The organism is Psychroflexus sp. S27 (genome assembly GCF_002810405.1).
Lineage (GTDB): Bacteria > Bacteroidota > Bacteroidia > Flavobacteriales > Flavobacteriaceae > Psychroflexus > Psychroflexus halocasei_A.
In genome coordinates this window covers 531,689-554,576 of record NZ_NEXQ01000024.1, presented here as the reverse complement: position 1 = coordinate 554,576, position 22,888 = coordinate 531,689, and the positions used below count along the sequence as shown (strand labels likewise).

At 34.4% G+C, this 22,888-nt stretch carries 17 protein-coding genes; 5 read left to right on the top strand and 12 right to left on the bottom strand.

Annotated elements, in window-relative coordinates:
- Positions 1-151: 151 nt before the first annotated feature.
- Entirely contained in the window at positions 152-964 is an 813-nt protein-coding gene (locus CAP47_RS10305) for a prenyltransferase (protein ID WP_100776527.1), read from the bottom strand.
- 102 nt (positions 965-1,066) lie between these two features.
- Between CAP47_RS10305 and gcvP the strand changes: the two genes are divergently transcribed.
- The 3 genes from gcvP to CAP47_RS10290 all read left to right on the top strand — a co-directional run bounded on the left by gcvP (position 1,067) and on the right by CAP47_RS10290 (position 5,988).
- Positions 1,067-3,913 (top strand): aminomethyl-transferring glycine dehydrogenase, encoded by a 2,847-nt coding sequence (gene gcvP, locus CAP47_RS10300; RefSeq protein WP_100776526.1) that lies wholly within the window; start codon positions 1,067-1,069, stop codon positions 3,911-3,913.
- A 164-nt stretch (positions 3,914-4,077) separates the two neighbouring features.
- The gene (locus tag CAP47_RS10295) at positions 4,078-5,136 is read left to right on the top strand and encodes a 3-oxoacyl-ACP synthase III family protein (RefSeq protein ID WP_100776553.1); all 1,059 of its coding nucleotides are present in this window, start codon (positions 4,078-4,080) and stop codon (positions 5,134-5,136) included.
- Positions 5,137-5,139: 3 nt separating this feature from the next.
- Positions 5,140-5,988 (top strand): glycosyltransferase, encoded by an 849-nt coding sequence (locus tag CAP47_RS10290; RefSeq protein ID WP_093237621.1) that lies wholly within the window; start codon positions 5,140-5,142, stop codon positions 5,986-5,988.
- Here CAP47_RS10290 and pafA read toward each other — a convergent pair.
- Positions 5,980-7,602, bottom strand: coding sequence for an alkaline phosphatase PafA (pafA, locus tag CAP47_RS10285; protein WP_100776525.1), 1,623 nt, complete (start codon positions 7,600-7,602; stop codon positions 5,980-5,982). The two genes, CAP47_RS10290 and pafA, sit on opposite strands and share 9 nt — an antisense overlap.
- Before the next feature lie 115 nt (positions 7,603-7,717).
- Here pafA and CAP47_RS10280 point away from each other — a divergent pair, with 115 nt between their 5' ends.
- Positions 7,718-8,455, top strand: a complete 738-nt coding sequence (locus tag CAP47_RS10280; RefSeq protein WP_100776524.1) for an MlaE family ABC transporter permease — start codon at positions 7,718-7,720, stop codon at positions 8,453-8,455.
- Between the two features lie 6 nt (positions 8,456-8,461).
- On the top strand, positions 8,462-9,226 hold the full coding sequence (locus CAP47_RS10275) for an ABC transporter ATP-binding protein (RefSeq protein WP_100776523.1): 765 nt from the start codon (positions 8,462-8,464) through the stop codon (positions 9,224-9,226).
- Between the two features lie 67 nt (positions 9,227-9,293).
- Here CAP47_RS10275 and CAP47_RS10270 read toward each other — a convergent pair whose 3' ends face one another.
- The 10 genes from CAP47_RS10270 to porU form a co-directional block, all read right to left on the bottom strand.
- The gene (locus CAP47_RS10270) at positions 9,294-10,808 is read right to left on the bottom strand and encodes a DUF389 domain-containing protein (protein WP_100776522.1); all 1,515 of its coding nucleotides are present in this window, start codon (positions 10,806-10,808) and stop codon (positions 9,294-9,296) included.
- Position 10,809: 1 nt separating this feature from the next.
- On the bottom strand, positions 10,810-11,892 hold the full coding sequence (locus tag CAP47_RS10265) for a mannose-1-phosphate guanylyltransferase (RefSeq protein WP_100776521.1): 1,083 nt from the start codon (positions 11,890-11,892) through the stop codon (positions 10,810-10,812).
- Positions 11,893-11,899: 7 nt separating this feature from the next.
- Positions 11,900-12,505 (bottom strand): SprT-like domain-containing protein, encoded by a 606-nt coding sequence (locus tag CAP47_RS10260; protein WP_100776520.1) that lies wholly within the window; start codon positions 12,503-12,505, stop codon positions 11,900-11,902.
- 9 nt (positions 12,506-12,514) lie between these two features.
- Positions 12,515-13,195: an SDR family NAD(P)-dependent oxidoreductase gene (locus CAP47_RS10255; protein ID WP_100776519.1), complete on the bottom strand. Its 681-nt coding sequence runs from the start codon at positions 13,193-13,195 to the stop codon at positions 12,515-12,517.
- Position 13,196: 1 nt separating this feature from the next.
- Positions 13,197-14,177 (bottom strand): M20/M25/M40 family metallo-hydrolase, encoded by a 981-nt coding sequence (locus tag CAP47_RS10250; protein ID WP_100776518.1) that lies wholly within the window; start codon positions 14,175-14,177, stop codon positions 13,197-13,199.
- Between the two features lie 81 nt (positions 14,178-14,258).
- Positions 14,259-16,022 carry a pyruvate dehydrogenase complex dihydrolipoamide acetyltransferase gene (locus CAP47_RS10245; RefSeq protein ID WP_100776517.1) on the bottom strand — a complete coding sequence of 588 codons (1,764 nt, stop codon included), beginning with the start codon at positions 16,020-16,022 and terminating at the stop codon, positions 14,259-14,261.
- 6 nt (positions 16,023-16,028) lie between these two features.
- Positions 16,029-17,027, bottom strand: coding sequence for a pyruvate dehydrogenase (acetyl-transferring) E1 component subunit alpha (pdhA, locus tag CAP47_RS10240; RefSeq protein WP_100776516.1), 999 nt, complete (start codon positions 17,025-17,027; stop codon positions 16,029-16,031).
- A gap of 81 nt (positions 17,028-17,108) precedes the next feature.
- A complete protein-coding gene (cdd, locus tag CAP47_RS10235; protein WP_100776515.1) occupies positions 17,109-17,597 on the bottom strand; it encodes a cytidine deaminase in 489 nt (162 codons plus the stop codon).
- A 90-nt stretch (positions 17,598-17,687) separates the two neighbouring features.
- Positions 17,688-18,860, bottom strand: coding sequence for a type IX secretion system outer membrane channel protein PorV (gene porV, locus CAP47_RS10230; RefSeq protein WP_100776514.1), 1,173 nt, complete (start codon positions 18,858-18,860; stop codon positions 17,688-17,690).
- A 35-nt stretch (positions 18,861-18,895) separates the two neighbouring features.
- On the bottom strand, positions 18,896-22,732 hold the full coding sequence (porU, locus tag CAP47_RS10225) for a type IX secretion system sortase PorU (protein ID WP_100776513.1): 3,837 nt from the start codon (positions 22,730-22,732) through the stop codon (positions 18,896-18,898).
- Positions 22,733-22,888: the final 156 nt, after the last annotated feature.

The following is a 22,888-nucleotide window of genomic DNA, read 5'->3' as shown; positions in this document are numbered from 1 at the left end:
TCTTAATTCCTAAAACCCTTCTCAAACACCCTACTCTCAATGATCGTGCAATGCGTTATTGCGGGTGCAAAACTACAACCTTTTTTCATCTAAACAATGAAATATTTTAAAGAAATTTAAAATAAATTTTAAACAATAGAAAATCAAAGGGTTAGAATATGAAATAACTAAGCAACCAAATTACAGGAACCGCTTCCACAGCAAAAGAAGTATAATACAGACTTCTTTTCTCTGAAGAGAGAAGAAGAAAAACTCCTACAACTCCACTCATAAATAAAAATGATAACCGTTTAAAGTCTGGATGATATATGTGAAACAATACAAAGCTTAGAACAATAAAAAAGATGCCTATCAATTTAGCTCCTCTCACTCCTATCATTTGCGGGATAGTATTTAGATGCGTTGCGTCTTCCTTCAAATCTCTTATCTCAAATGGAATAATCAGAATAAGCACCCAGAAAAAACGGATCATAAAGTATACAATCAGTTGAATATTTATCTCAAAGACTGCATCTGATGCAGCAACAGGAAGCGCAACTGTACAAACCGCCCAAACAATGGCAATAATAAAAATCTTGAGCCCACCTAAATCTCTCAAATTATGAAAGCCAGGCAAAACAGGTAAAGTATAGAGTAGTGTTAACAAGACCAAAGCAAAACCAACAAGCAGTGTCGTAAAGCTTAAAAAGAATAGACTATATATAAGGTACAGAAAAACTAAAAATGAGTATACCTGAATCACCTTCAAGCGCGGTGTCAATTCTACATGTTTAAATCTTGCAATGTCAGCATATTTAACAAAATTGTAAGCCGTTACGCTTGCTGTGAACACAAAAGCTATTATGTGGTAGTCGATTTCTATTTTTAAATCTATAAATGTGAGCACAGTAAAACTGACTATTGCAAGAGCAACATGCGTACTACTGTTTATATAAAAGTCAACTATTTTTTTAAGAAAATTCACGGTGTAAATTTAAAACATATAATTAACGAATAATGCATCATTTTTAAGCAATCTTTTCTTTTTAAAGATGTATTTTTGTTTGCAAATTTTAAACTGCTTCTAATGAATACAGAATCGTTTGCACTAAGACACATTGGACCTCGACCTGAGGACATTTCAGAAATGTGTAAGGTCATCGGTGTTGAATCTCTTGACCAGCTAATTTACGAGACAATTCCTGACGATATTAAACTTGAAAAAAAGCTTGATTTACCAAAAGCTTTAAGCGAGTATAATTTCGCAAGTCATATCAATGATTTGTCTCAAAAAAATCAGGTTTTCAAATCTTATATTGGGTTAGGCTACCACGAAGCTATTTTACCTGCTGTTATACAGCGTAATATTTTAGAAAACCCAGGATGGTACACAGCATATACGCCATACCAAGCTGAAATTGCTCAGGGTCGACTTGAAGCTCTACTCAATTTCCAAACCGTTGTTTCAGAATTAACAGGTATGGAAATCGCAAATGCTTCCCTTCTTGATGAATCCACTTCTGCAAGTGAAGCGATGACATTACTTCATGCTGTTAGAGATAGACAGCAAAAGAAAAATAACGTCATCAAGTTTTTTGTTGATGAAAACGTATTACCACAAACTTTAGCTGTCCTTGAAACACGTTCTGAACCTTTAAATATTGAATTGGTTGTTGGTGATCCTGGTGATTTTGATTTCTCTGAAGAATTCTTCGGTGTTTTACTTCAATATCCTGGTAAAAACGGGTTGATTAGAGATTTTGAAGCTTTCACACAAGAAGCTATTCAAAATAATATTAAAGTTGCTGTTGCGGCTGACATCTTGAGCCTTGTAAAGCTTGAGGCTCCTGGAGATTGGGGTGCTGATGTTGTTGTTGGAACAACGCAACGTTTCGGTATTCCTTTAGGTTACGGCGGTCCGCACGCAGCTTACTTTGCAACAAAAGAAGAATATAAGCGTAGCCTTCCAGGTCGTATTATTGGAGTAACCAAAGATATGGATGGAGAGCGTAGTTTACGTATGGCTTTACAAACACGTGAACAACACATTAAAAGAGATAGAGCAACTTCAAACATTTGTACTGCTCAAGTACTTTTAGCTGTAATGGCCGGTATGTATGCCGTATATCATGGACCAAAAGGGTTAAAGTTTATTGCTGATAAAGTTCACAAAAATACCGTCAAACTTTCTGACACTCTTGAAAAACTAGGTTATCGTCAAGAAAATGAATTATTCTTTGACACAATTCATGTCAATGCTGATGCTAAAAAAATAAAAACTTTAGCTGAAGAACGAAGAGTTAACTTCTATTATCCAAACTCTGATGCTGTTGTTATTTCTTTAAATGAAACCACTTCAGATGAGGACCTGAATACAATCGCTGAAATATTTGCTGATGTTATTAATGAAACATCAATAGAAGTTTCAACAATAGATAAAGATTTAATTGCTGATCATAAACTTGGTCGTCAAACGGAGTTTATGACGCATGAAGTTTTTAACTCATATCACTCAGAAACTGCTTTGATGCGTTACATCAAAAAGCTTGAACGCAAAGATTTATCTTTAAATCATTCAATGATTTCTCTGGGGTCTTGTACGATGAAGTTAAACGCAGCCTCTGAAATGCTTCCTTTATCAAATCCACAATGGGGAAATATTCACCCTTTTGTACCGAAAGAGCAAGCCAAAGGTTATAGAGAAATGCTAACAAACTTAGAAAAGCATTTAACTGAAATTACAGGTTTTGCTGCAACTTCGCTTCAGCCCAACTCTGGTGCGCAAGGTGAGTTTGCAGGCTTAATGACAATTAGAGCTTACCACCACTCAAACAATGAAGATCACAGAAATATTTGTTTAGTTCCTTCATCGGCTCACGGAACAAACCCAGCAAGTGCTGTTATGGCCGGAATGAAAGTTGTCGTTGTAAAAGCAAACGAAAATGGAAATATTGATGTTGATGATTTAAGAGCTAAAGCTGAAAAGCATAAAGAAAACTTAGCAGCTTTGATGGTAACTTACCCTTCAACACACGGTGTTTTTGAATCTGCAATTATAGAAATCACTGACATCGTACATGATAAAGGTGGTCAAGTTTACATGGATGGTGCAAATATGAATGCGCAAGTTGGCTTAACGAGTCCAGGTCGAATTGGTGCAGATGTATGTCACCTTAACTTACATAAAACTTTTGCAATACCTCACGGTGGCGGAGGTCCAGGTGTTGGGCCTATTTGTGTTGCCGAGCAACTTGTTCCTTTTTTACCAACAAACCCAGTTATTGAAGTTGGTGGAGAACAAGGTATTTCAGCTATATCGAGTGCTCCATTCGGATCATCTTTGGTCTGCTTAATATCTTATGGTTATATCAGAATGCTCGGAGAGCAAGGTTTAACAGCTTCAACAAAAACTGCAATCCTAAACACGAACTATGTTAAAGCTAAGCTTTCTAAACATTATAAAACTTTATACTCAGGTGAAAGAGGCCGTGCAGCTCACGAAATGATTATTGACTGTCGTCATTTTACAAAAATGTATGGTATTGAAGTTAAAGATGTTGCTAAGCGCTTGATCGATTACGGTTTCCACGCACCTACTGTTTCATTTCCAGTAGCAGGAACATTAATGATTGAGCCGACTGAGAGTGAGAATAAAGAAGAACTCGATCGTTTTTGTGATGCAATGATTTCGATTCGAGAAGAAGTTGAAAACAGCTCAAAAGATGATGAGGATAACATTCTTAAAAATTCACCACATACATTAGCGATGATTACAGCTGATGAGTGGACGTTTCCCTACTCAAGAAAAAAAGCTGCTTTTCCTTTAGATTATTTGAATGAAAATAAATTCTGGCCAACAACACGTCGTGTTGATGAAGCTTATGGAGACAGAAACTTAATGTGTTCTTGTGCTCCTGTTGAAGAATACGTTTAAAATAATTAAGATTTGATTTAATTATGGCGATAGATAAAAATCTGTCGCCATTTTTTTGACACATCTCATATATCATCAAATTATCTTAGATTTTTTAGGCTATTTTATTGATAAGTTCAATAAATTAGTTGAATTTTGAATTAGACTTTGAAAATACCAAAACTATGCACAACGTAAAAATAACTGGAGTAGGAAGTTATATCCCTTCTACTGTTATCAAAAATGAAGATTTCCTTAATCATAAATTTTTCACACCTAGTGAAGTAGGCTATGATTCTGATCAAGAAGAAATTATTCAAAAATTTAAAGATATTACAGGAATAGAAGAAAGACGTTACGTTGAAAAGTCTAAAACGACTTCTGATATTGCTGCTGTTGCAGGACAAAAAGCAATTTCACATGCTAACATTGACCCTGAAACATTAGATTACATTATTGTCGCTCACAATTACGGAGATGTCAAGCATGAAACTCAACAATCTGACATGGTTCCCAATATAGGCGCACGTGTCAAGTCTATTTTAAAAATAAAAAACCCAAACTGCGTTGCTTACGACCTTATCTTTGGTTGTCCAGGTTGGATACAAGCTTGCATACATGCAAAATCTTTTATCAATAGCGGCATTGCAAAACGCGTACTTGTTATAGGTGCAGAAACTTTATCGCGTGTGGTTGATCCGCATGATAGAGATTCTATGATTTATGCTGATGGAGCTGGTGCAACAATATTAGAAGCGACAGATGGTTCAAGTGGCATCATAACACATAAGACAGCTAGTCATACTTATAAAGAGTCGAAATACATATTTTTTAATAAATCTTATTCTCCTGATCAACATGATGAACGCGGTTATATCAAAATGCACGGAAGAAGGATTTATAATTTTGCACTTACTGAAGTTCCTAAAGCTATGAAAGCTTGTTTTGATGAAAGTAAAGAAGACATTAATAATCTGAAACGAATTTTCATTCATCAAGCTAATGAAAAAATGGATGAGGCAATTATTAAAGGTTTCTTTAAGTTATATGATAAAAAAGTACCTGAAGGCGTGATGCCAATGAGCATTAGCAAATTAGGAAATTCAAGTGTCGCTACGATTCCAACTCTTTTTAATCTTTATATGAACGGTGATTATGGCGAACCTCTTCAAAAAGGTGATATCGTGATGTTTGCAAGTATTGGAGCAGGTATGAATGTCAATGCGATTACATATCGATCATAACAGATGAAAATTCTTATTATCATACCAGCACACAATGAAGCTGATAGTATTGGTAAAACGTTAGATTCTCTGTTGACACAAACCTATGCAGCTCAACAAATTATTGTTGTTGATGATAACTCAACTGATGAAACAAATGCAATTGTTTCTGAATATGCTGAAAAAAATTCAGCAGTTAAGTTAGTTTATAAAGAATCATCAGAACAACACGAGCCTGGAAGTAAAATCATCAAAGCTTTTCAGTTTGGCTATGCACACAAAACAATAGATTACGATCTTGTCTGTAAATACGATGCTGATCTCATTTTTCCTGAAAATTATTTAGAAGAAATGTCAAAAACTTTTCTTACTGATGCTAAGCTAGGAATTTTTGGAGGTTTCTGTTCTATTGAAAAAAATGGCAAATGGCAATTAGAGAATCTGACAAATAAAGATCATGTTCGCGGTGCTTTAAAAGCATATTCTGCAAGATGTTTTAAAAAAATAAATGGTCTTATTCCTGAAATGGGCTGGGATACAATTGATGAACTCCTCTGTCAATATCATGGTTATAAAATCAAAACAGATGAAAGCTTATTAGTCAAGCACCTGAAGCCAACTGGAAGTCGGTATAAAAAATCGCTACCTAATAAATTTGGAGTCTCGCTTCATCAAATGCGATATGACTTTGGCTTAGCTTTGATTACTTCATTAAAAATGGGAGTCAATAAGAAAGATTTAGGTTTCATTTTAAAGTCTACTTCTGCTTTTCTTTCTGCTAAAACAAAAAAAATCCCTTATTTAGTTAATGCTAAACAAGGGAAATTTATTCGTCAACTTCGTTGGAATGGCGTTAAAGCTAAATTATTTTAAAGCTTCAATAATCACATGGCCAGTTGCTCCGTTTGGCATTGCTGTTCCTAATAAGGCTGAAATCGTTGGAGCGATATCTGTGATATAAGCTTTCCTGAAGCTTTGACCTTGTTTAATACCAGCTCCGTAAATTAAAAATGGTGCTTGAGTATCATAGTTTAAACTGCTCCCGTGTGTTGAGCCTTTACGAGAATAAGAAATAACTGAAGGGTTCAACGCATAAATAACATCACCACTTCTTTTTTGGTTAAAGCCTCTTTTGATTAACTCAGCAGCTGAGTAGCTCATGTCGTTATTTTCAATATTTTCACGGGTAAAAACCTTGTCAATTTGATCATACTGAATCAAGAAGTGTTTGAGTTCGTTTTGGACTTCAACAAAATCAGTATAAGTTTTAAACTGATCATAGTCTAAGAAAATCTGGTTGTTACTGATATTTCTTATCACTGAAGCATCAAGATCCAAATTTTCTTCCACAAAAGACTTGACATCTTTTTTAAATTGTTTTGTATCAAAATAACCAGCAGGTATTTTTTTATCTTTCATGAATTGTGGTACATGAACAGCTCCATGATCCGCAGTCAGAAAAAGTGTATAGTTGCCCTCTCCTACTTTTTTATCTAAATAATTTAGGAGATCAGCGATTTCAAGATCTAAACGGACGTAAGTATCTTGAATCTCTTTTGAGTTGACTCCGAAATTATGGCCAACATAATCTGTGCTAGAAAAACTTAATGTCAAAACATCAGTAAACTCTCCTTGTCCTAATTTTTCATGATTTATTGCGGCTTTTGCGAAATCGAGTAGTAAACTATTACCATAAGCTGTTGCTTTCAAAATATCGTAACCGCCATTCTTTTTACTTAACTTCTTCAAATCATAAGGGAAAGTTGCTTTTTTCTTTCCTTTAAATCCGTTTTCGTAATTATTCTCATCACTACCACTTTCCGTATAAGACTCAATTGGTTTTAGTGTTTTCCACTCCTTTAAGTATGATTTTGCAATTTTGGATTTATTGAATTCTTGAACCCACTTTGGTAATTTATCAAAATAAAAATCACTTGATATAAAGTGACCTTCATCTTTCCCATGAAACCAATAAGCAGCATTTGCTGTATGACCAGCTGGCAAAATTGCACCACGATCTTTAATGGAAACACCAATTGTTTTCCCTCTAAATTGTGTGTGCAATCTATTTTGATCAGCAAAAGTTGTTGTTGATAACCTGTGCGGTGACATTTTTCCAGCTTTGTTTTTTGTACCTAAAGAGTTGACAGAATCATCACCTGCGCAATACACATATTTCCCACTTGTTTTGTCAAACCAATTGTTTGAAATAATCCCATGCATCATCGGACTAGTTCCCGTAAATATTGAACTGTGACCTGGAGCTGTATAAGTTGGCACATAATCAAAATGTAAATTTTTCATTTCAAAACCGCCAGTTTTTAGGCGCTTAAAACCATCATTTGAATAATGTTTTTCAAATTTATTGAGGTAATCAAAACGCATTTGATCTACAACAACGCCAACGACTAATTTTGGTTTTTGATCCTGAGCATGAAGGTTTAAACCTGCGACAAATAGTATTCCCAGAAGTAAGATTTTTCTCATTATATTTTTTCTGCAAAGTTAAGAATGTCTTTAACATTAAAGATAAAGAGCAAGTTAAATTGATAGGTCAAGTTTTTATCATATTTTTATCCTTCATTTCAGGATTAAAATACAAATGAATTATATAGAGAGTGTAGGTCAGTACTTTATGATGCTTGGAGATTTGTTTAAAAAAATGACAAAAGGCTCTGTACTTAGACGATTAATTATTCAAGAAATAAATGATTTAATGACAAACTCTTTAGGGATTGTTGTTTTCATTTCATTCTTTATTGGAGCGGTTGTTTCTATTCAAATGGCGCTAAATTTATCAAATCCATTAATCCCAAAATCTTTAATAGGTTATGCAGCTCGGCAATCCATTATTTTAGAATTTGCACCTACTTTTATCTCCATTATTATGGCTGGTAAAGTTGGCTCTTTTATCACATCAAGTATTGGAACCATGCGAGTGACTGAGCAGATTGATGCTTTAGAAGTTATGGGAATTAACTCTTTAAATTACTTGGTTTTCCCTAAGATTATCGCAATGCTTTTTTATCCTTTCTTAATTGCCATATCTATGTTTGTGGGAGTTATCGGGGCATATTTGGCAGCAGTGTTAGGAGGCTTTCTAAGTTCAGAATCCTTTTTAACAGGAATGCAGCAAGATTTCATTCCTTTTCAAGTTGCTTATGCATTTGTTAAAACGGTCGTTTTTGCGTTTATATTAGCAACTGTTCCGTCCTTTCATGGATATTATATGAAGGGTGGCGCACTTGAAGTTGGCCGAGCAAGTACCACTTCTTTCGTGTGGACAAGTGTCATTATCATTGTTGCAAACTATGTGATCACACAAATTTTATTAAGCTAGTTTATTATGATATCAGTTGAAAATCTACACAAATCATTTGATGATACAGAAGTCTTAAAAGGCATCAACACCACTTTTGAGCCTGGTCAAACAAGCTTAATTATTGGTCAATCTGGTTCAGGAAAAACAGTTTTTCTAAAATGTCTTTTAGGTTTGCACAAACCAACTCAAGGAGACATTTACTTCAATGATAAAACCTACAACGATTTTACAAAAAACGAAAAAGCTTTACTTCGTAAAAATATGGGTATGGTTTTCCAAGGTGGAGCTTTATTTGACTCAATGACAGTTTTTGAAAACGTTATGTTTCCTTTACGTATGTTTACCAAAATGACCAAAGCTGAAATGGAAAACCGTGTCTCTGAGGTGTTGGAACGTGTGAACCTTCCAAACGCAAATGATAAATTTCCGTCAGAGATTAGTGGTGGTATGCAAAAGAGAGTTTCAATTGCAAGAGCGATTGTTAATAAACCAAAGTTTTTATTTTGTGACGAACCTAACTCTGGTCTTGATCCAAATACAGCAACTATTATTGATCAACTTATTCAAGAAATTACTAAAGAAAACAATATCACTACAGTTGTGAACACGCATGATATGAACTCAGTTTTTGAGATAGGTGAAAAAATTGTTTATCTGCAAAATGGCATTATTGAATGGGAAGGTAACAATAAAATTATTCATAATGCAGATAATGAAGACCTGATTAGTTTCGTTTATTCTTCTAATCTTTTCAAAAAAGTGAGAGTTGCCCAGCAAAAAGGTTATTAAGTTTTCTCTCTTAATCGAGTCATTCTGAATCCTAAAAAGCTATCATTTAAAAACCTAAAAAACAATATTAAGGAAGAGAAACATCAACTTTTAAGTTTTTTGTTTCCAACTTATAGCTTAACCACTTCTGAATTTTGGAGGCTAATTCATTTTTTCTTTCAATTGACATGCTGTCTTTCACCATAATCTGAAAGCTTGGGATGGTGTCAATCTTTTTAAAATTAGATGTCAAGACTTCAGAAAATGAAACGCGACTCACCTCATCGTAATTCAGTTTAATTTCTTGAGCTATTTGCGCAAATGGCAAATCTACTTTCTTGACATAAACTTTTTGAAGTTCTGATTCTAAGGCAGCAATTTTGTTTTGCTTTTCAATAAGGTCAAGAGAATCACGACGTTTAAGTTCAACCATGTATCTAAACTCATTAAATTTATCAGAATTTGAGTTTTGTAAAATTCTCAAATCTGCGTTTTTTAAATTTTCGTAAGTCCCTAATTTTTGTTTCCAAATATTAATCACTTCTTCAGGTATTTCTTTACCCAAGAAAGCAACTTCAATTAATGAGTTATCACCATTATTGTATTCAATATGTGTTGAATTTGTTTGTAAAAAAAAGCCATTGTTTCCAGTGCTCGCTAGTTCCTCAGTGACAAAAAGTTTAGCACTTTGATCAAAATAAGACTCTTGAAGTAATTTATAAAACAAATAAATACTCGGAATAATTGCGATCACAGCAATGAAGTAAGTTGATCGTGCTATAAATTTACGACGTTTCGAATTGGCATATCTGACCAATGGAAATTTTAAAACCTTAGAAACCACAAATGTGGATAATGCGATAAAAACTGTATTAATTGTGAACAAATACATTGCTCCTCCAAAAATACTCAAGTCCCATACTGCCAAACCGTAACCAGCTGTACATAAAGGCGGCATTAAAGCTGTAGCAATTGCAACACCAAAAATAACACTTGCAATTGTTCCTTTTTTAGTTTTAGCAATAATTAAGGCCAAACCACCAAAAATAGCAACAATCACATCCAAAATAGTCGGCTCCGTTCTGGCTTCAAGTTCCGGTGTTAACTCAGTTAATGGTGATAGTTGAAAATATAGAAAAGCTGTGACAACACTTAAACCAACCATAACGCCAAGGTTAATCAAAGATCGGCGTGTCGTGTCAATATCATTAATAGCAACTGAAAAACCTAAACCAACAATTGGTCCCATTAATGGAGAAATTAACATGGCTCCAATAACCACAGCTGTACTACTTACGTTTAAACCAATGGAAGCGACAATAATCGAAAAAACTAAAATCCAAGCATTGTGACCACGAAAAGGAATATCTTTTATAATAGCTTCCATCGTTGAGTCACGATCGGTTTCATCTCGTATATCTAATAAATGAATAAGATAATTTCTGATGCTACCATAAGTTTTTTTGGCATTCTGCTTCACGTTATCTGTCGATTTTTCATCATCAGATTTTTGCTGAGCAGAATCATCTTGGCTTTTTTGAGACTCTTTTGAGCCATCACCAGCTGCTTGTCCCAAATTATTTTTGTTTTTGTCTTCTTCCATTTTAACCTATTGCATCACCGAATTTTTCAATCGCTTGCTGCCTTAATTTTTTAATATCTTGTTCATCTGACTTTGGTGCTATCACCAATACTTTTTCATCCTCAACAATAATAAAATCATTAAGCCTTTGTATAACTACAATTTTATCTTTTTCAGTTCGTATGATATTGTTTGAGCTATGATTTAAAATCGCTTTAGCATTGACAACTGCATTCTTTTCAGAATCTTTATCAAGTTTATCATGCAAAGATCCCCAGGTTCCTAAATCATTCCAATCAAAATTGGCTGGAACACATTTCACTGATTCTGAGTTTTCTAAAATAGCATAATCAATTGAAATATTTTCTGCCTTAGGATAAATATCAGAAATAACTTGACGTTCATCGGATGTGTTCAACTTTGAGGCTTCATCATTAAAAAGCGAAAACATATCAGGTTGAAATTCTTTAAACTCATTCAAAATATAATCTGTTGACCAAATAAAAATACCTGCGTTCCACAAGAAATTACCTTGATTAAGGAAAGATTTTGCAGTGCCATAATCAGGTTTCTCTGTAAACTTTATAACATCTTTTATGTCAGATGATTTATCTTTTTCATATTCGATATAGCCATAACCCGTGTTAGGAAAAGTAGGTTGAATACCAAGCGTGAGCAAAGCTTTCTCCTTAGAAGCGACTTCAAAAGCTTGGTTTAAATTTTCGCCAAAGCTCTTCTCATCTTCAATCCAGTGATCACTTGGTGCAACAAGCATAACAGCTTCAGGATTGAGTTTATGAATTTTTAGTGCTGCCAGTAAAATACATGGTGCTGTATTACGCATGGCAGGCTCCAAAAAAAGTTGATGTGGTTCAAGATTTGGAATTTGTTCCAAAACAAGATCCTCATAAATATCATTGGTTAAAATCAGAATTTGATTTTCAGGAATAAATTTAGCTAAACGACTGTAAGTTTGTTGTAACAATGTTTTACCAGTACCAAGCATATCATGAAATTGCTTTGGATGAGAGGTTTTACTCACAGGCCAAAATCTAGAGCCTACACCTCCTGCCATTATCACAGCATATTTATTTTTTGGATTCATTATCCTTCTAATTTTTTGTTTTAATTAATTCTATTTCAGCATTGGGTTGGAAAACATATATTTTTTTGGTAGAAATTTCCAAACACTCATAACGCTTTCTAAGTTTTTTTCCTTTCTTAAAAACCCGACCATTAGCAGCCGTAAATAGGCTTCCTATTGGGATTTCAAAAATATAGTTTTTTTCGTTATGCGAATCATATTTCTTTAAAGCTATTGACAAATAAGCATCAGTATCGCTACTTGCTGATGGATTCCTAAAATGCTTAGCTAAAACTGGTAATAAGCTATCAGGAAAAACTTTTGGATTGATCAAAGGCAACATCAATTTCTGAAAAACGTACTTCCACTCTACCCCATGTGGCTTAATACGATGACCATATGTTTCAAAAGCGATTAGATGTGCAATCTCGTGAATAAGCGTCATCAAAAATCGATAAGGATTTAAACTATAATTGACTGTAATTTGATGTTTACCACTTGGAAGCATGCGATAATCGCCATGTTTAGTTTGTCTATCCTTAACGATTTTAAGATGAACATTATAGGTTTTTATCAATTCAGAAACTGAAGTGACAGCACTTGAAGGAATATATTTCAGAAGCGTTTGTTGCATTTATAAAATTTAAGGTGTGCTGTTGGCAACTTGCAGAAGTTTACCATTATAATAACGATGACCTTTCAATGCAAAATCAAAAATATAATCTGCCATATCATGTGCAGAAACAGGAGCTTCTAAACCAGGAAAGGCAGCGGCTAACATTTCAGTTTGCACAGCACCTAAAGCCAAAACATTAAATGAGATACCAGTTTCTTTATACTCTTCAGCGAGTAATTCTGTTAATGTAATCACTGCTGCTTTACTTGAGCTATAGGCTGCCAATCCAGGAAACTTCACACTTCCTTGAACGCCTCCCATGCTACTGATAGTAACAACATGTGCTGGATTAGAAAAATGTTCAATTAGATGAGATGTTAAGCCGAAAACGCCGAAAACATTTGTTTTATAAACAGACTCAACATCTTTCATCACTGTGTCTTTAAAATCTTGTTTTAAAAACTGACCAGCATTATTAATGAGAATATCAATTTTTGATTTTTTGTCAAGAATGTGTTGAACGACTTCAGATAAATTCTTTTCATCTGTTAAATCGCAAGCCAAACTTTCAACATGAGGCAAGTTTAAATCCGCAATAGGTTGAAAGTTCCTGGATAAAGCAAAAACATAATGACCAGCATCTGCAAAAAGACGAACAAGTTCGTAACCAATTCCTCGGCTTGTCCCTGTAATAACAACTGTTTTCATTTTAATTATTTAATTTGATATTATTTTCTGAAGATTGAGCAATACCTAAAAGCCCAAGTTGAATTTGTTCGATAAGGTTTTGAATATGTTCAATATCGATTTCTTTAAACTCATCACTCACATGATGATAATAATCGAAATTTGTAAAATCAAAAGTGCAAATTGTATGTGCTGGAATTTTGAAAGTTTCATAAAAAGGATAGTTATCACTTCTTTTAAATAAGTTCATATCTTGAGCTTCTGGTAGAAAACCTAAAGTTTTCTTTCCTGTCATATTATTAAATATTTCAGTAAAATTAGAGTTATTATAACCTGTAATATAAGCCAAATAATCTTTTCCTTTCATCGGGACGCCAACCATTTCAATATTAAAAATAGCATAAGGCTTGACCCCTTGCTTTTTAAGGACTTCACTCAAATGTTTAGAGCCCAACAAACCTTTTTCTTCAGCAGTAAAAAGTGCAAAAATAACATCACGCTGAAGCTTTTGACCTGAAAAATATTTTGCTAGTTCCAAAACTGTTGCTGTCCCTGAAGCATTATCGTTTGCTCCATTTGCTATGCTATCACCTTGTATAGGTTTTATAATACCAACATGATCATAATGCGCACCGATAATTAAAGGAGGTAAATCTGAATTTTCTCCTGGAAGATAGCCAACAACATTGCTGGTTTTATGATCTCCGACTGTGAAATAATCGAGGTAAGATTTATTGAGATAAGGCTTAATTCCATTTTTTTCAAAAACTCCTTGAATGTAATAAGCGGCTTTTTCAAGACCTTCTGAACCGACATCACGCCCCATAAGTTCATCTGATGTTAGAAATTTTAAAGATTCTTCAAGACCTTTTAAATTTTTCCTTTCATTTGGAGATTGTGTAAGTTGAGTTGATTCTTTTTCTTGAGAGGCATGTTCTTGCTTTTGTGAAGTACAAGCTAAAATCCCAAAAAAGAAAACGGATAATAATGTTATTTTTTTCATAATGTGAATATAAAAAAACTGTCTTTAAAAACGAATTTAAAGACAGTCTAATATAATTCAAATCTTGATCTGTAAAATATCTTAAGCTAACATTGTCACTGGATTTTCAAGATAAGTTTTCAATGTTTGTAAAAACTCTGAACCTGTTGCACCATCAACTGTTCTGTGATCACAAGCTAAAGTCAATTTCATTGTATGACCAACTTTGATCTCGCCATCACGCACAACTGGTTTTTCAACAATTGCACCAACTGATAGAATTGATGAGTTAGGTTGATTAATAATACTTGTAAACTCAACAATACCAAACATTCCCAAGTTAGAAACCGTAAAGGTCGAACCTTCCATTTCTTTAGACTGTAATTTTTTATCACGAGCCTTTTTTGCCAATGATTTCACATTATTGTTAATTAAAGTAAGCGGTTGTTGATCAGCAAATTCAAGAACTGGCACAACTAGACCTTCATCAACTGCGACTGCAACTCCAATATGAATATGTTTAGCAATACGTGTGACATCATTTTGCCATGTTGAATTGACACGTGGGTGTTTACGTAAAGCCATCGCTGAAGCTTTGATCACCAAATCATTAAATGACACTTTAGTATCAGGCATTGCGTTAATTTGTTTGCGTGAAGCCATCGCATTTTCCATATCAACCTCTATAGTAAGGTAATAATGAGGTGCGTTAAATTTAGATTCAGCTAAACGTTTTGCAATTGTTTTACGCATTTGAGAATTTTTGACTTCCTCAAAAGATTCTTCTCCTGCTGGTTGATAAACCTCAACTTGTGGTGCAGCTTTTTGCGGCGCTTCTTTTTCTTGCTGTTTAGATTCAGCTTGTTTTGGCGCTTGCTTAGATTGCTCACTAGGTTTGTAATTTTCAACATCTTTTTTCACAATACGTCCATGATCACCTGAACCTTCAACTTGTGACAAATCAATACCTTTATCTTCAGCGATTTTTTTTGCTAAAGGAGAAGCTAAAATGCGTCCTTTACTATCAGTAGAGTTACTCGCTTTATTTCCTGTTTTTTCTTGACGATTTTTTCCACCCTCATCAGAATCTTGACTTTCTGATTTATCATCAGATTTTTTCTTATCAGATTTCTTGTCTGAAGACTTTTTAGAAGATTTTGCGCCATTACCAATTTGACTCAGCACCTTATCAACATCAGTTCCTTCTGGACCAATGATTGCAAGAACATCATCAACTGGAGCAGACTCACCTTCATCAATACCGACATGAAGTAATTGTCCCGAAAAGAAAGATTCAAACTCCATTGTTGCTTTATCCGTTTCGATCTCAGCTAAAATGTCGCCTTCTTCAACTTCATCACCAACTGATTTCAACCAAGTGGCAACAGTTCCCTCTTCCATCGTATCACTTAAGCGTGGCATGGTAACAACCTCAACACCTTCTGGCAAATCGCCATCATCAGAATCGTTAGATTTTTGGTTGTCATCAGATGTATCATCTTCTTCAGAATCATTATCTACTGAATCATCTTCCTTAGACTTTTCCTTATCAGAAACATCATCCTTTGACGCACCATCATCTGAAGATTCAGATTTTGCTTTTTTTATTAAATCCTGAACATCTTCACCTTCTTCACCAATAATGGCAAGTAAACTATCAACTGGAGCACCATCACCTTCTTCAACACCAATATGTAATAGTGTTCCTTCGTGGAATGATTCAAACTCCATCGTCGCTTTGTCAGTTTCGATTTCAGCTAAAATATCACCTTCTTCTACTTTATCGCCTTTTTCTTTTAGCCATTTCGCTACAACACCTTCTTCCATAGTGTCGCTTAAGCGTGGCATTTTTACAATTTCTGCCATAAGTAATTATAATTTATGAGGAATAAATGGATAATCTTCTTGTTCGTAAACAACATCGTACATAAAGCTTTTATCTGGGAAGTCAGAGTCTTCTGCAAACTCCTCACATTCCTTCACCTTATCTTTTACGCGTTGATCGATTTCTTTGATGTCATCTTCACTTGCGTATTTTTTATCAAGAATAATGTCTTTCACCTGAATAATCGGGTCAATTTTTTGATATTCCTGAACCTCTTCTTTTGTTCTATATTTTTGAGCATCACTCATCGAGTGTCCTCTATATCTGTACGTTTTAAGATCTAAAAACGTTGGTCCATTACCTGATCTTGCTCTATCGATCGCTTCATCTAAAGCTTCAGCAACTTTCTCTGGTCGCATAGCATCTACAGGTCCACAAGGCATTTCGTAACCTAAACCAAGTTTCCAAATATCTTCATGGTTAGCCGTTCGAGAAACAGAAGTTCCCATCGCATAACCATTGTTTTCAACACAAAACACAACTGGTAATTTCCAGTTCATTGCCATGTTAAAAGTTTCATGCAAAGAACCTTGTCTTGATGCACCATCACCTAAGAAACAAAGTGTTACAGCATTTCTATCAAAATATTTATCCGCAAATGCGATTCCTGCACCTAAAGGAATTTGACCACCAACAATACCGTGACCTCCAAAAAATCTGTGTTCTTTTGAGAAAATGTGCATTGAACCACCTAAACCTTGAGAGGTACCTGTTTTCTTACCATAAAGTTCAGCCATCACTTTTTTGGGATCAACACCCATTCCGATTGGTTGAACATGATTACGATAAGCTGTAATCATTTTATCTTTTTCAAGATCCATCACGTGAAGTGCTCCAGCTAAAATGGCTTCTTGACCATTATAAAGGTGTAAAAACCCTCTGACTTTCTGTTGGATATAAACTTGAGCTAATTTGTCTTCAAATTTTCTCCAAAAAAGCATGTCTTCGTACCACTTGAGATACGTATTTTTTGTGATCTTTTTCATTAGGCGTTTGTTTCTAAAATTCTAAAGTAATGAAATACAAAAGTAATATTTTAAAGTAGATTTAAAAAGACTTAACATCATTTAAAGTTCTAGGTACTTATTCTCAAAAGCTAAAGGCAAAATATCTGCTAAAGAACTAACTTTCACAACCTTACCTTCTAATCCCATAAAATAAATCTCAATAGGATGATTTTGTTTTTGTTCATACTCAGCAATTGCCTGACGACAGGCGCCACAAGGTGGAATTGGCTGATCGTTTTTCTTCTTAACCGAAGAAGCTGAGATCGCTATTTTTAAAATCTTATTTTCAGGGTAATTAGCACCCGCCCAATAGATCGCTGTTCGTTCAGCACATAATCCAGATGGATAAGAAGCATTTTCTTGATTACTTCCTAATACAACTTCTTCATTATCTAGCAAAAGTGCTGCGCCTACTAAAAAATGAGAATATGGAGCATAGGCTTTCTTTCTTGCCTCAAGAGATTTTTTCATCAATTCTTGAGTATCTTTATCTAATTCTGAAATATCATCGTAAATTTCAATTTCAGAGGTCAGTTGTTTTTTTATCATAATTATATTTTGAATCACTAAAATAGATAAAAAAAGCACCAATGTAAATTGATACTTTTTTAAAATCTATATTTATTATGTTATAAATCATTAATACTCATAATAAGCTCCTGAATTAATATTGAAAGTTAATCCAAATCTTAAGGTCCCTTCTAAAGGATTCTGAACTGGAGAGGTTGAGAATAAATAGGATGCATCAATTGTTATTGAAGAGTATTTAAATCCAGCACCAATGGTTAGGTATTTTCTATATCCTTTATCCTCAGCTTCATTGAAGTAACCAACTCTTAAAGCAAAGCTGTTTTCATACCAATACTCAGCACCTAATGCCCATGTAAATTCTTTTAACTCTTCAGAAAAGCCGTCAGGCGCATCTCCCCAAGACGAAAAGATACCTGAAAACTCATTTGTGTTATTGTAATCAATTAAAGCGTCTTGACTTTCTTGTGTTAAATTACCATTTTCGTCTGTTTCTAGTTTTGGAGGAGTAGGAACTAAAAGCTTATTAAACTCTGCAAAAACACCTATTGTATTGGCAGCATCTAAGATAAAGTCGAACCCTACACCAGCTTTAAAATTAGTAGGTAAAAAGTTCTCAGAACCTGCATCATCATATTTGATTTTTGGACCAATATTACTAATGCTTGCGCCTGCTCTCCAACGTCCATTAAAATCTTTATAAACTTGCTCTTCACCTTGATAAAACATAGAGATATCGGCTGCAAAAGTATTTGCTGCAGACGCATCGCTAATGTCAGATGGAATTTTGAGATCAGATCGAATGAAACGTCCAGTCACAGCCATTGAAAACATATCGCTTAAACGCAAAGCGTAGCTAACATCAAGTGCAAACTCGTTAGGTTCAACCTCTCTTGGCACTTGAGCAGCAGTCTCCCTTAACTCAACGCCACCCATACCGAAATAACGTAGACTTGCAGAAACAGAACTTCTTTCATTAAAACGATTAAAATAAGTCAGTTGCGCCAAGTTAATATCATCAGCGATTTCTCTTAAATAAGGTGTGTATGATAAAGCCACACCTTGTTGTGCTTCTGAAAAAACATATTTTGCTGGATTCCATTGTTGTGAAAAAGCATCAGCTTTAGTAGCTATTCCTTGATCACCAAGACCAGATGCACGCGCATCTGCTGAAATCATTAAAAAAGGAACACCAGTAACGACAACACGCCTATTATCTTGCGCTTTTGCTATTTGTTGAGCACCAAGTGCTATAAGTAAAGTGAATAAAAATGTATGTTTCATAATGTAACTTGAATTGCAAATATAATGTTATAAATTTATTGAAGTATGACTAATTTCTCGTATTTTTCTTGTCTTTGATTTGTGACTGTAGATTCGACTGTCAATTTGTAAACATAAACGCCTTTTCCTATTTTCTGACCAAAATCGTCTAAGCCATCCCAAACAATATCTCTTGATAAAAATCCGTCTGTTGTAATGGTTTGTTGATGACTCCAAACAATTTTCCCAGTGACTGTAAAAACCTGGACTTGAACATTTAAAGGTTCAAATGGTCGGTTATGGTTGAACCAAAACTCAGTGTAATCTACAAAAGGGTTAGGATAGTTAAGAACGTTTGTCAGTCGTAATTCATCATTACCACTTACCACAAAGTCTAACTCTGCAATTGCAGAATTATTGTAAACATCCCAAGCTTTTAAAGTCAAATGATGTAATCCTGGCTCCAAGTCTTTTAATTGATAATAAACTTTACCCGATTGATATGTATCTACATCAGCCTCATAATAATCGTTTAAAATAATCGGATTTTCTTCATCGCCATCAATAATCGCAACGATATCATGACCTATACCGCCAGCGGTGTTAATTCCGTTATCATCTTCTAATAAAGCCAAAATATAAGGATCAGAATTTGTAATGCCTCCATTAACAAAAGATTCATCGTTCATATAAGCATTAACCAAAGGACCTTGATTATCATCAGGTGCATTCTGGTTTAAACCTCCAATTTTAATATCTTCAGAGAATCCACTAAACTCATCTAATTCATCATTGTCTAAAGCATAAAAACTAAATCGACCTTCACCAATAGGTATTTTGGTATCTTTAGGTAAAACAAATGAAAATTCGAATTCACCATTATTGATAGATGCTTTTCCGTTAAACAACAACTCTCCTAAAGTTGTAAAATCCATAATCAATAACTCTCCGTTTTGCGTCACATTTCCGTTACCTAAAGTTTGTCTTTCAATGCGTTTGTCAAAAACAGAAGCTGTCAATTCACCTTGGTAATTCTGAAGGACTTGTCCGTTACCGCCAACTATTTTTCCTTTGATTTGAGCTTTATCCAATGCTTGAAGTGTATCAGAATATTGCTGAACAGGAACATCATTAATATGGCTAATTTGAACTTGTGGTTCTGGTAAAGGTAATCGCATCGTTGGATCACCGATAAAAAACACAATACGTTTTCCGCTTCCTGATAAAGCATTCTTGGCATTCATAACAGACTCAGCTATCGTTTCTTTAGTATTTGCAAAATCAAAAAGAAAAGGTGCGAAGGCATTATTAAAAGCAACACCAGCAGAAACCGTAATTGATCGTGTTGTGGCAACCATTCCGACTGCGCCACCTGTAGGATTCCAGTATGTCATTTCGCCACCAGTTTCTCGAAGTGGGTTATCAAATTTCGTGAAATCACAAGTAATAGTTACAAAAATATTGTATCTCGATGGATTAGTCCAGTTCTGAACAGAAGTTTGTGTCACTATTCTTTCTTGAGCTAAACCCTCTTCCCCACCGTGACCAAAATAATTAACTACAATAGCCCCAACTTCAATAGCTTCGTTAATCGCTTTATTCACATCTGGATAACGATCACCACCCGCTGAGGGTTGTTGTTCATAAGCATCAGAATGAATTTTTTTGACATTGATGGTAGGTCTGTTTGCAGCGATTTCATCACCTAAATCATCCAATTGAACCTGAATATCGTTAAACTCATAAACTTCATCAACATCATCAGAAATCAAAAGAAAATCATTTCGCCAAGATTTATAAGCTGGACGTGACTCATGTTCTTCAATCTTTTTAATCATCTCAAAAGCTTGCTGCGGTGTTTTTGCTATAATTCGACCGACAGCCAAATCCATTTTATCTGAAGAAATCATTCTTCCTTCAGAAGGATCCATCATTGCAAAAAAATCATCAGACATGAAAGAACTTCTTGTATTTGAAAAACTTCCATAACTTTGATAAGTCGGAACAACATTGGTATTATTAGGTAAGCGGTTTTTAAAATCTACAGAAGTATCTCCTAATAAAGCAACATATTTCAAACGTTGAGAAGGCGAAGATGCGTTGGAGTAAACGTAGCGAATAAAATTACGTATCGCGCCAATATCTTGTTTCCCTGAATTAAATTCTTCATAAATATCTTTGAGCTTCACAACCTTAGTTGTCAGATTGTTTTTCTGACGACGTAAATCTGCTAGTTTATTTGCGGCACCTAGAAAATCTTCTCTGGTAATAATAATAAAATCAACATCTTCAAATTGATTTTGCGAATTCATAAAAACCTCACCTTTCAGGTTAACGCGCTCTGCAATTGTTTTAGATCTTTCATATTGCGGTTCATAATAATTATCTGTTATCGCGACAAATTCTTTATCGCCAGACATATTTGTTTTAAAGCTAAAAAGACTTTCTTGATTTGTATTTCTGACTGAACGTGGCGAACCAAACTCAGTGATATCCCAAACTTGGTTGACCTCATTAGCGTTTGAAATTTGATATTCAGCAATACCATTAGGAAGCGATGCTTCACTATTTTTGAATTTAAATTGATCACTTCCTGCCATTAATTCACGTGTGGCTTCAATACTGATGAAGTCGAGATAGCCAATCGCACCAGGATTGCCATTCTTGTTATATGTCAATTGAATATCAAAAGAATCAGAACTCAAATTGATGTTTCCGCTATAATTTCCGCCTGTTGCTGGAGATGTTGCGGAAGTAGAACCGAAATTGATTTGAGAAATATTCTGGCCGTCATATTTGATTGACATTTGGCTGTTTAACTCTGAAACAGCACCTGCATAAACATTGATTTCGGCAGATTTTGAACTGACCAAATTTTCAAAAGTAAAGGAATAATCCCGCTGTGTTTCTAAATCAAATCTATCACCGAACCACCGTCTTCCTACTAATGCAAGACTGACTTCATCTTTTTCATAAAATTGATAGTCTTGAAAATCAGTCACGATAACATCTGCAGCCGCAGAAGGCTGAGTCATTGGCAGAATTCTTTTACCATTAGGTTCTGCAATCGCTATATAATAATATGAGCGATCAGCATAAAGATTGATATTAGTTTTACTCTCCTCATTCCATTGAAGCGTCGATGTTCCGTAAAACAAAAGGTAATCATTATCATTAAAAACACCGTCTCCGCTATCAAAAACTTGAATCGCATGCTCTGGCGGATCAAAATATAAGTTTCCTGAATTCTCAAGAGGCAACATTCCTCCTCCATGACCAAATAATTTAATACGTCTTGAATCGAGTTGACTGATATCAATACCAAGATTTTTTAAAAATCGACCTGTAATTTTATAAACACCATTTTCTTCAACATAAAATTTATAAAGTTGATATTTTTTAAAAATGGAATGATCAACTGAGGGAACTGATTGCGTTTGAAAACCTTGAGAGTTTGTTACTCTTGAACCTGTCGCTCTTAGTTCAAAACTTGTCACGCGTTGATAACGTCCGTTATTTTTGATAATAGGATTAAATTCAATATTATAGTATGATTTAGAACGTCCTTTAGAAACTGAAGCTTGTAGATTGATATCTTTTTCTGCCTGAAACGCGTCAAATGATCTCGTCTCAAAATACTCATACTGTATATTTTCAACCTGATATGAACTCCCATCGATCTCCCAACTGCGTGCGTATGAAATACTTTTCTCAACAGGATCATAATTATAATACAATTGATTAAAATGAGGTACTTTATAAGAGAAAGAACCATCAACAGCAAATGTCTCAGTTGATTTCCAATTGAGTTCAACTGTTTGAGATTGAGCATAAGAGTGAATTGTAAACAAAACAAAAACACCCAAAAACTGAAATAATCTATTTGTATACATTGCTTATGAAACGTGAGTTTTCTTATGATATTATAATTGCAAATCTAATTTTAAAGAAAGTTTTAACAACATAAATCTATTTTTTTTTGATTATAAAAAAATAATCTTGTTAATACAGCGTTAATTATTATATTGCGAACCTAAATTACTTATTGA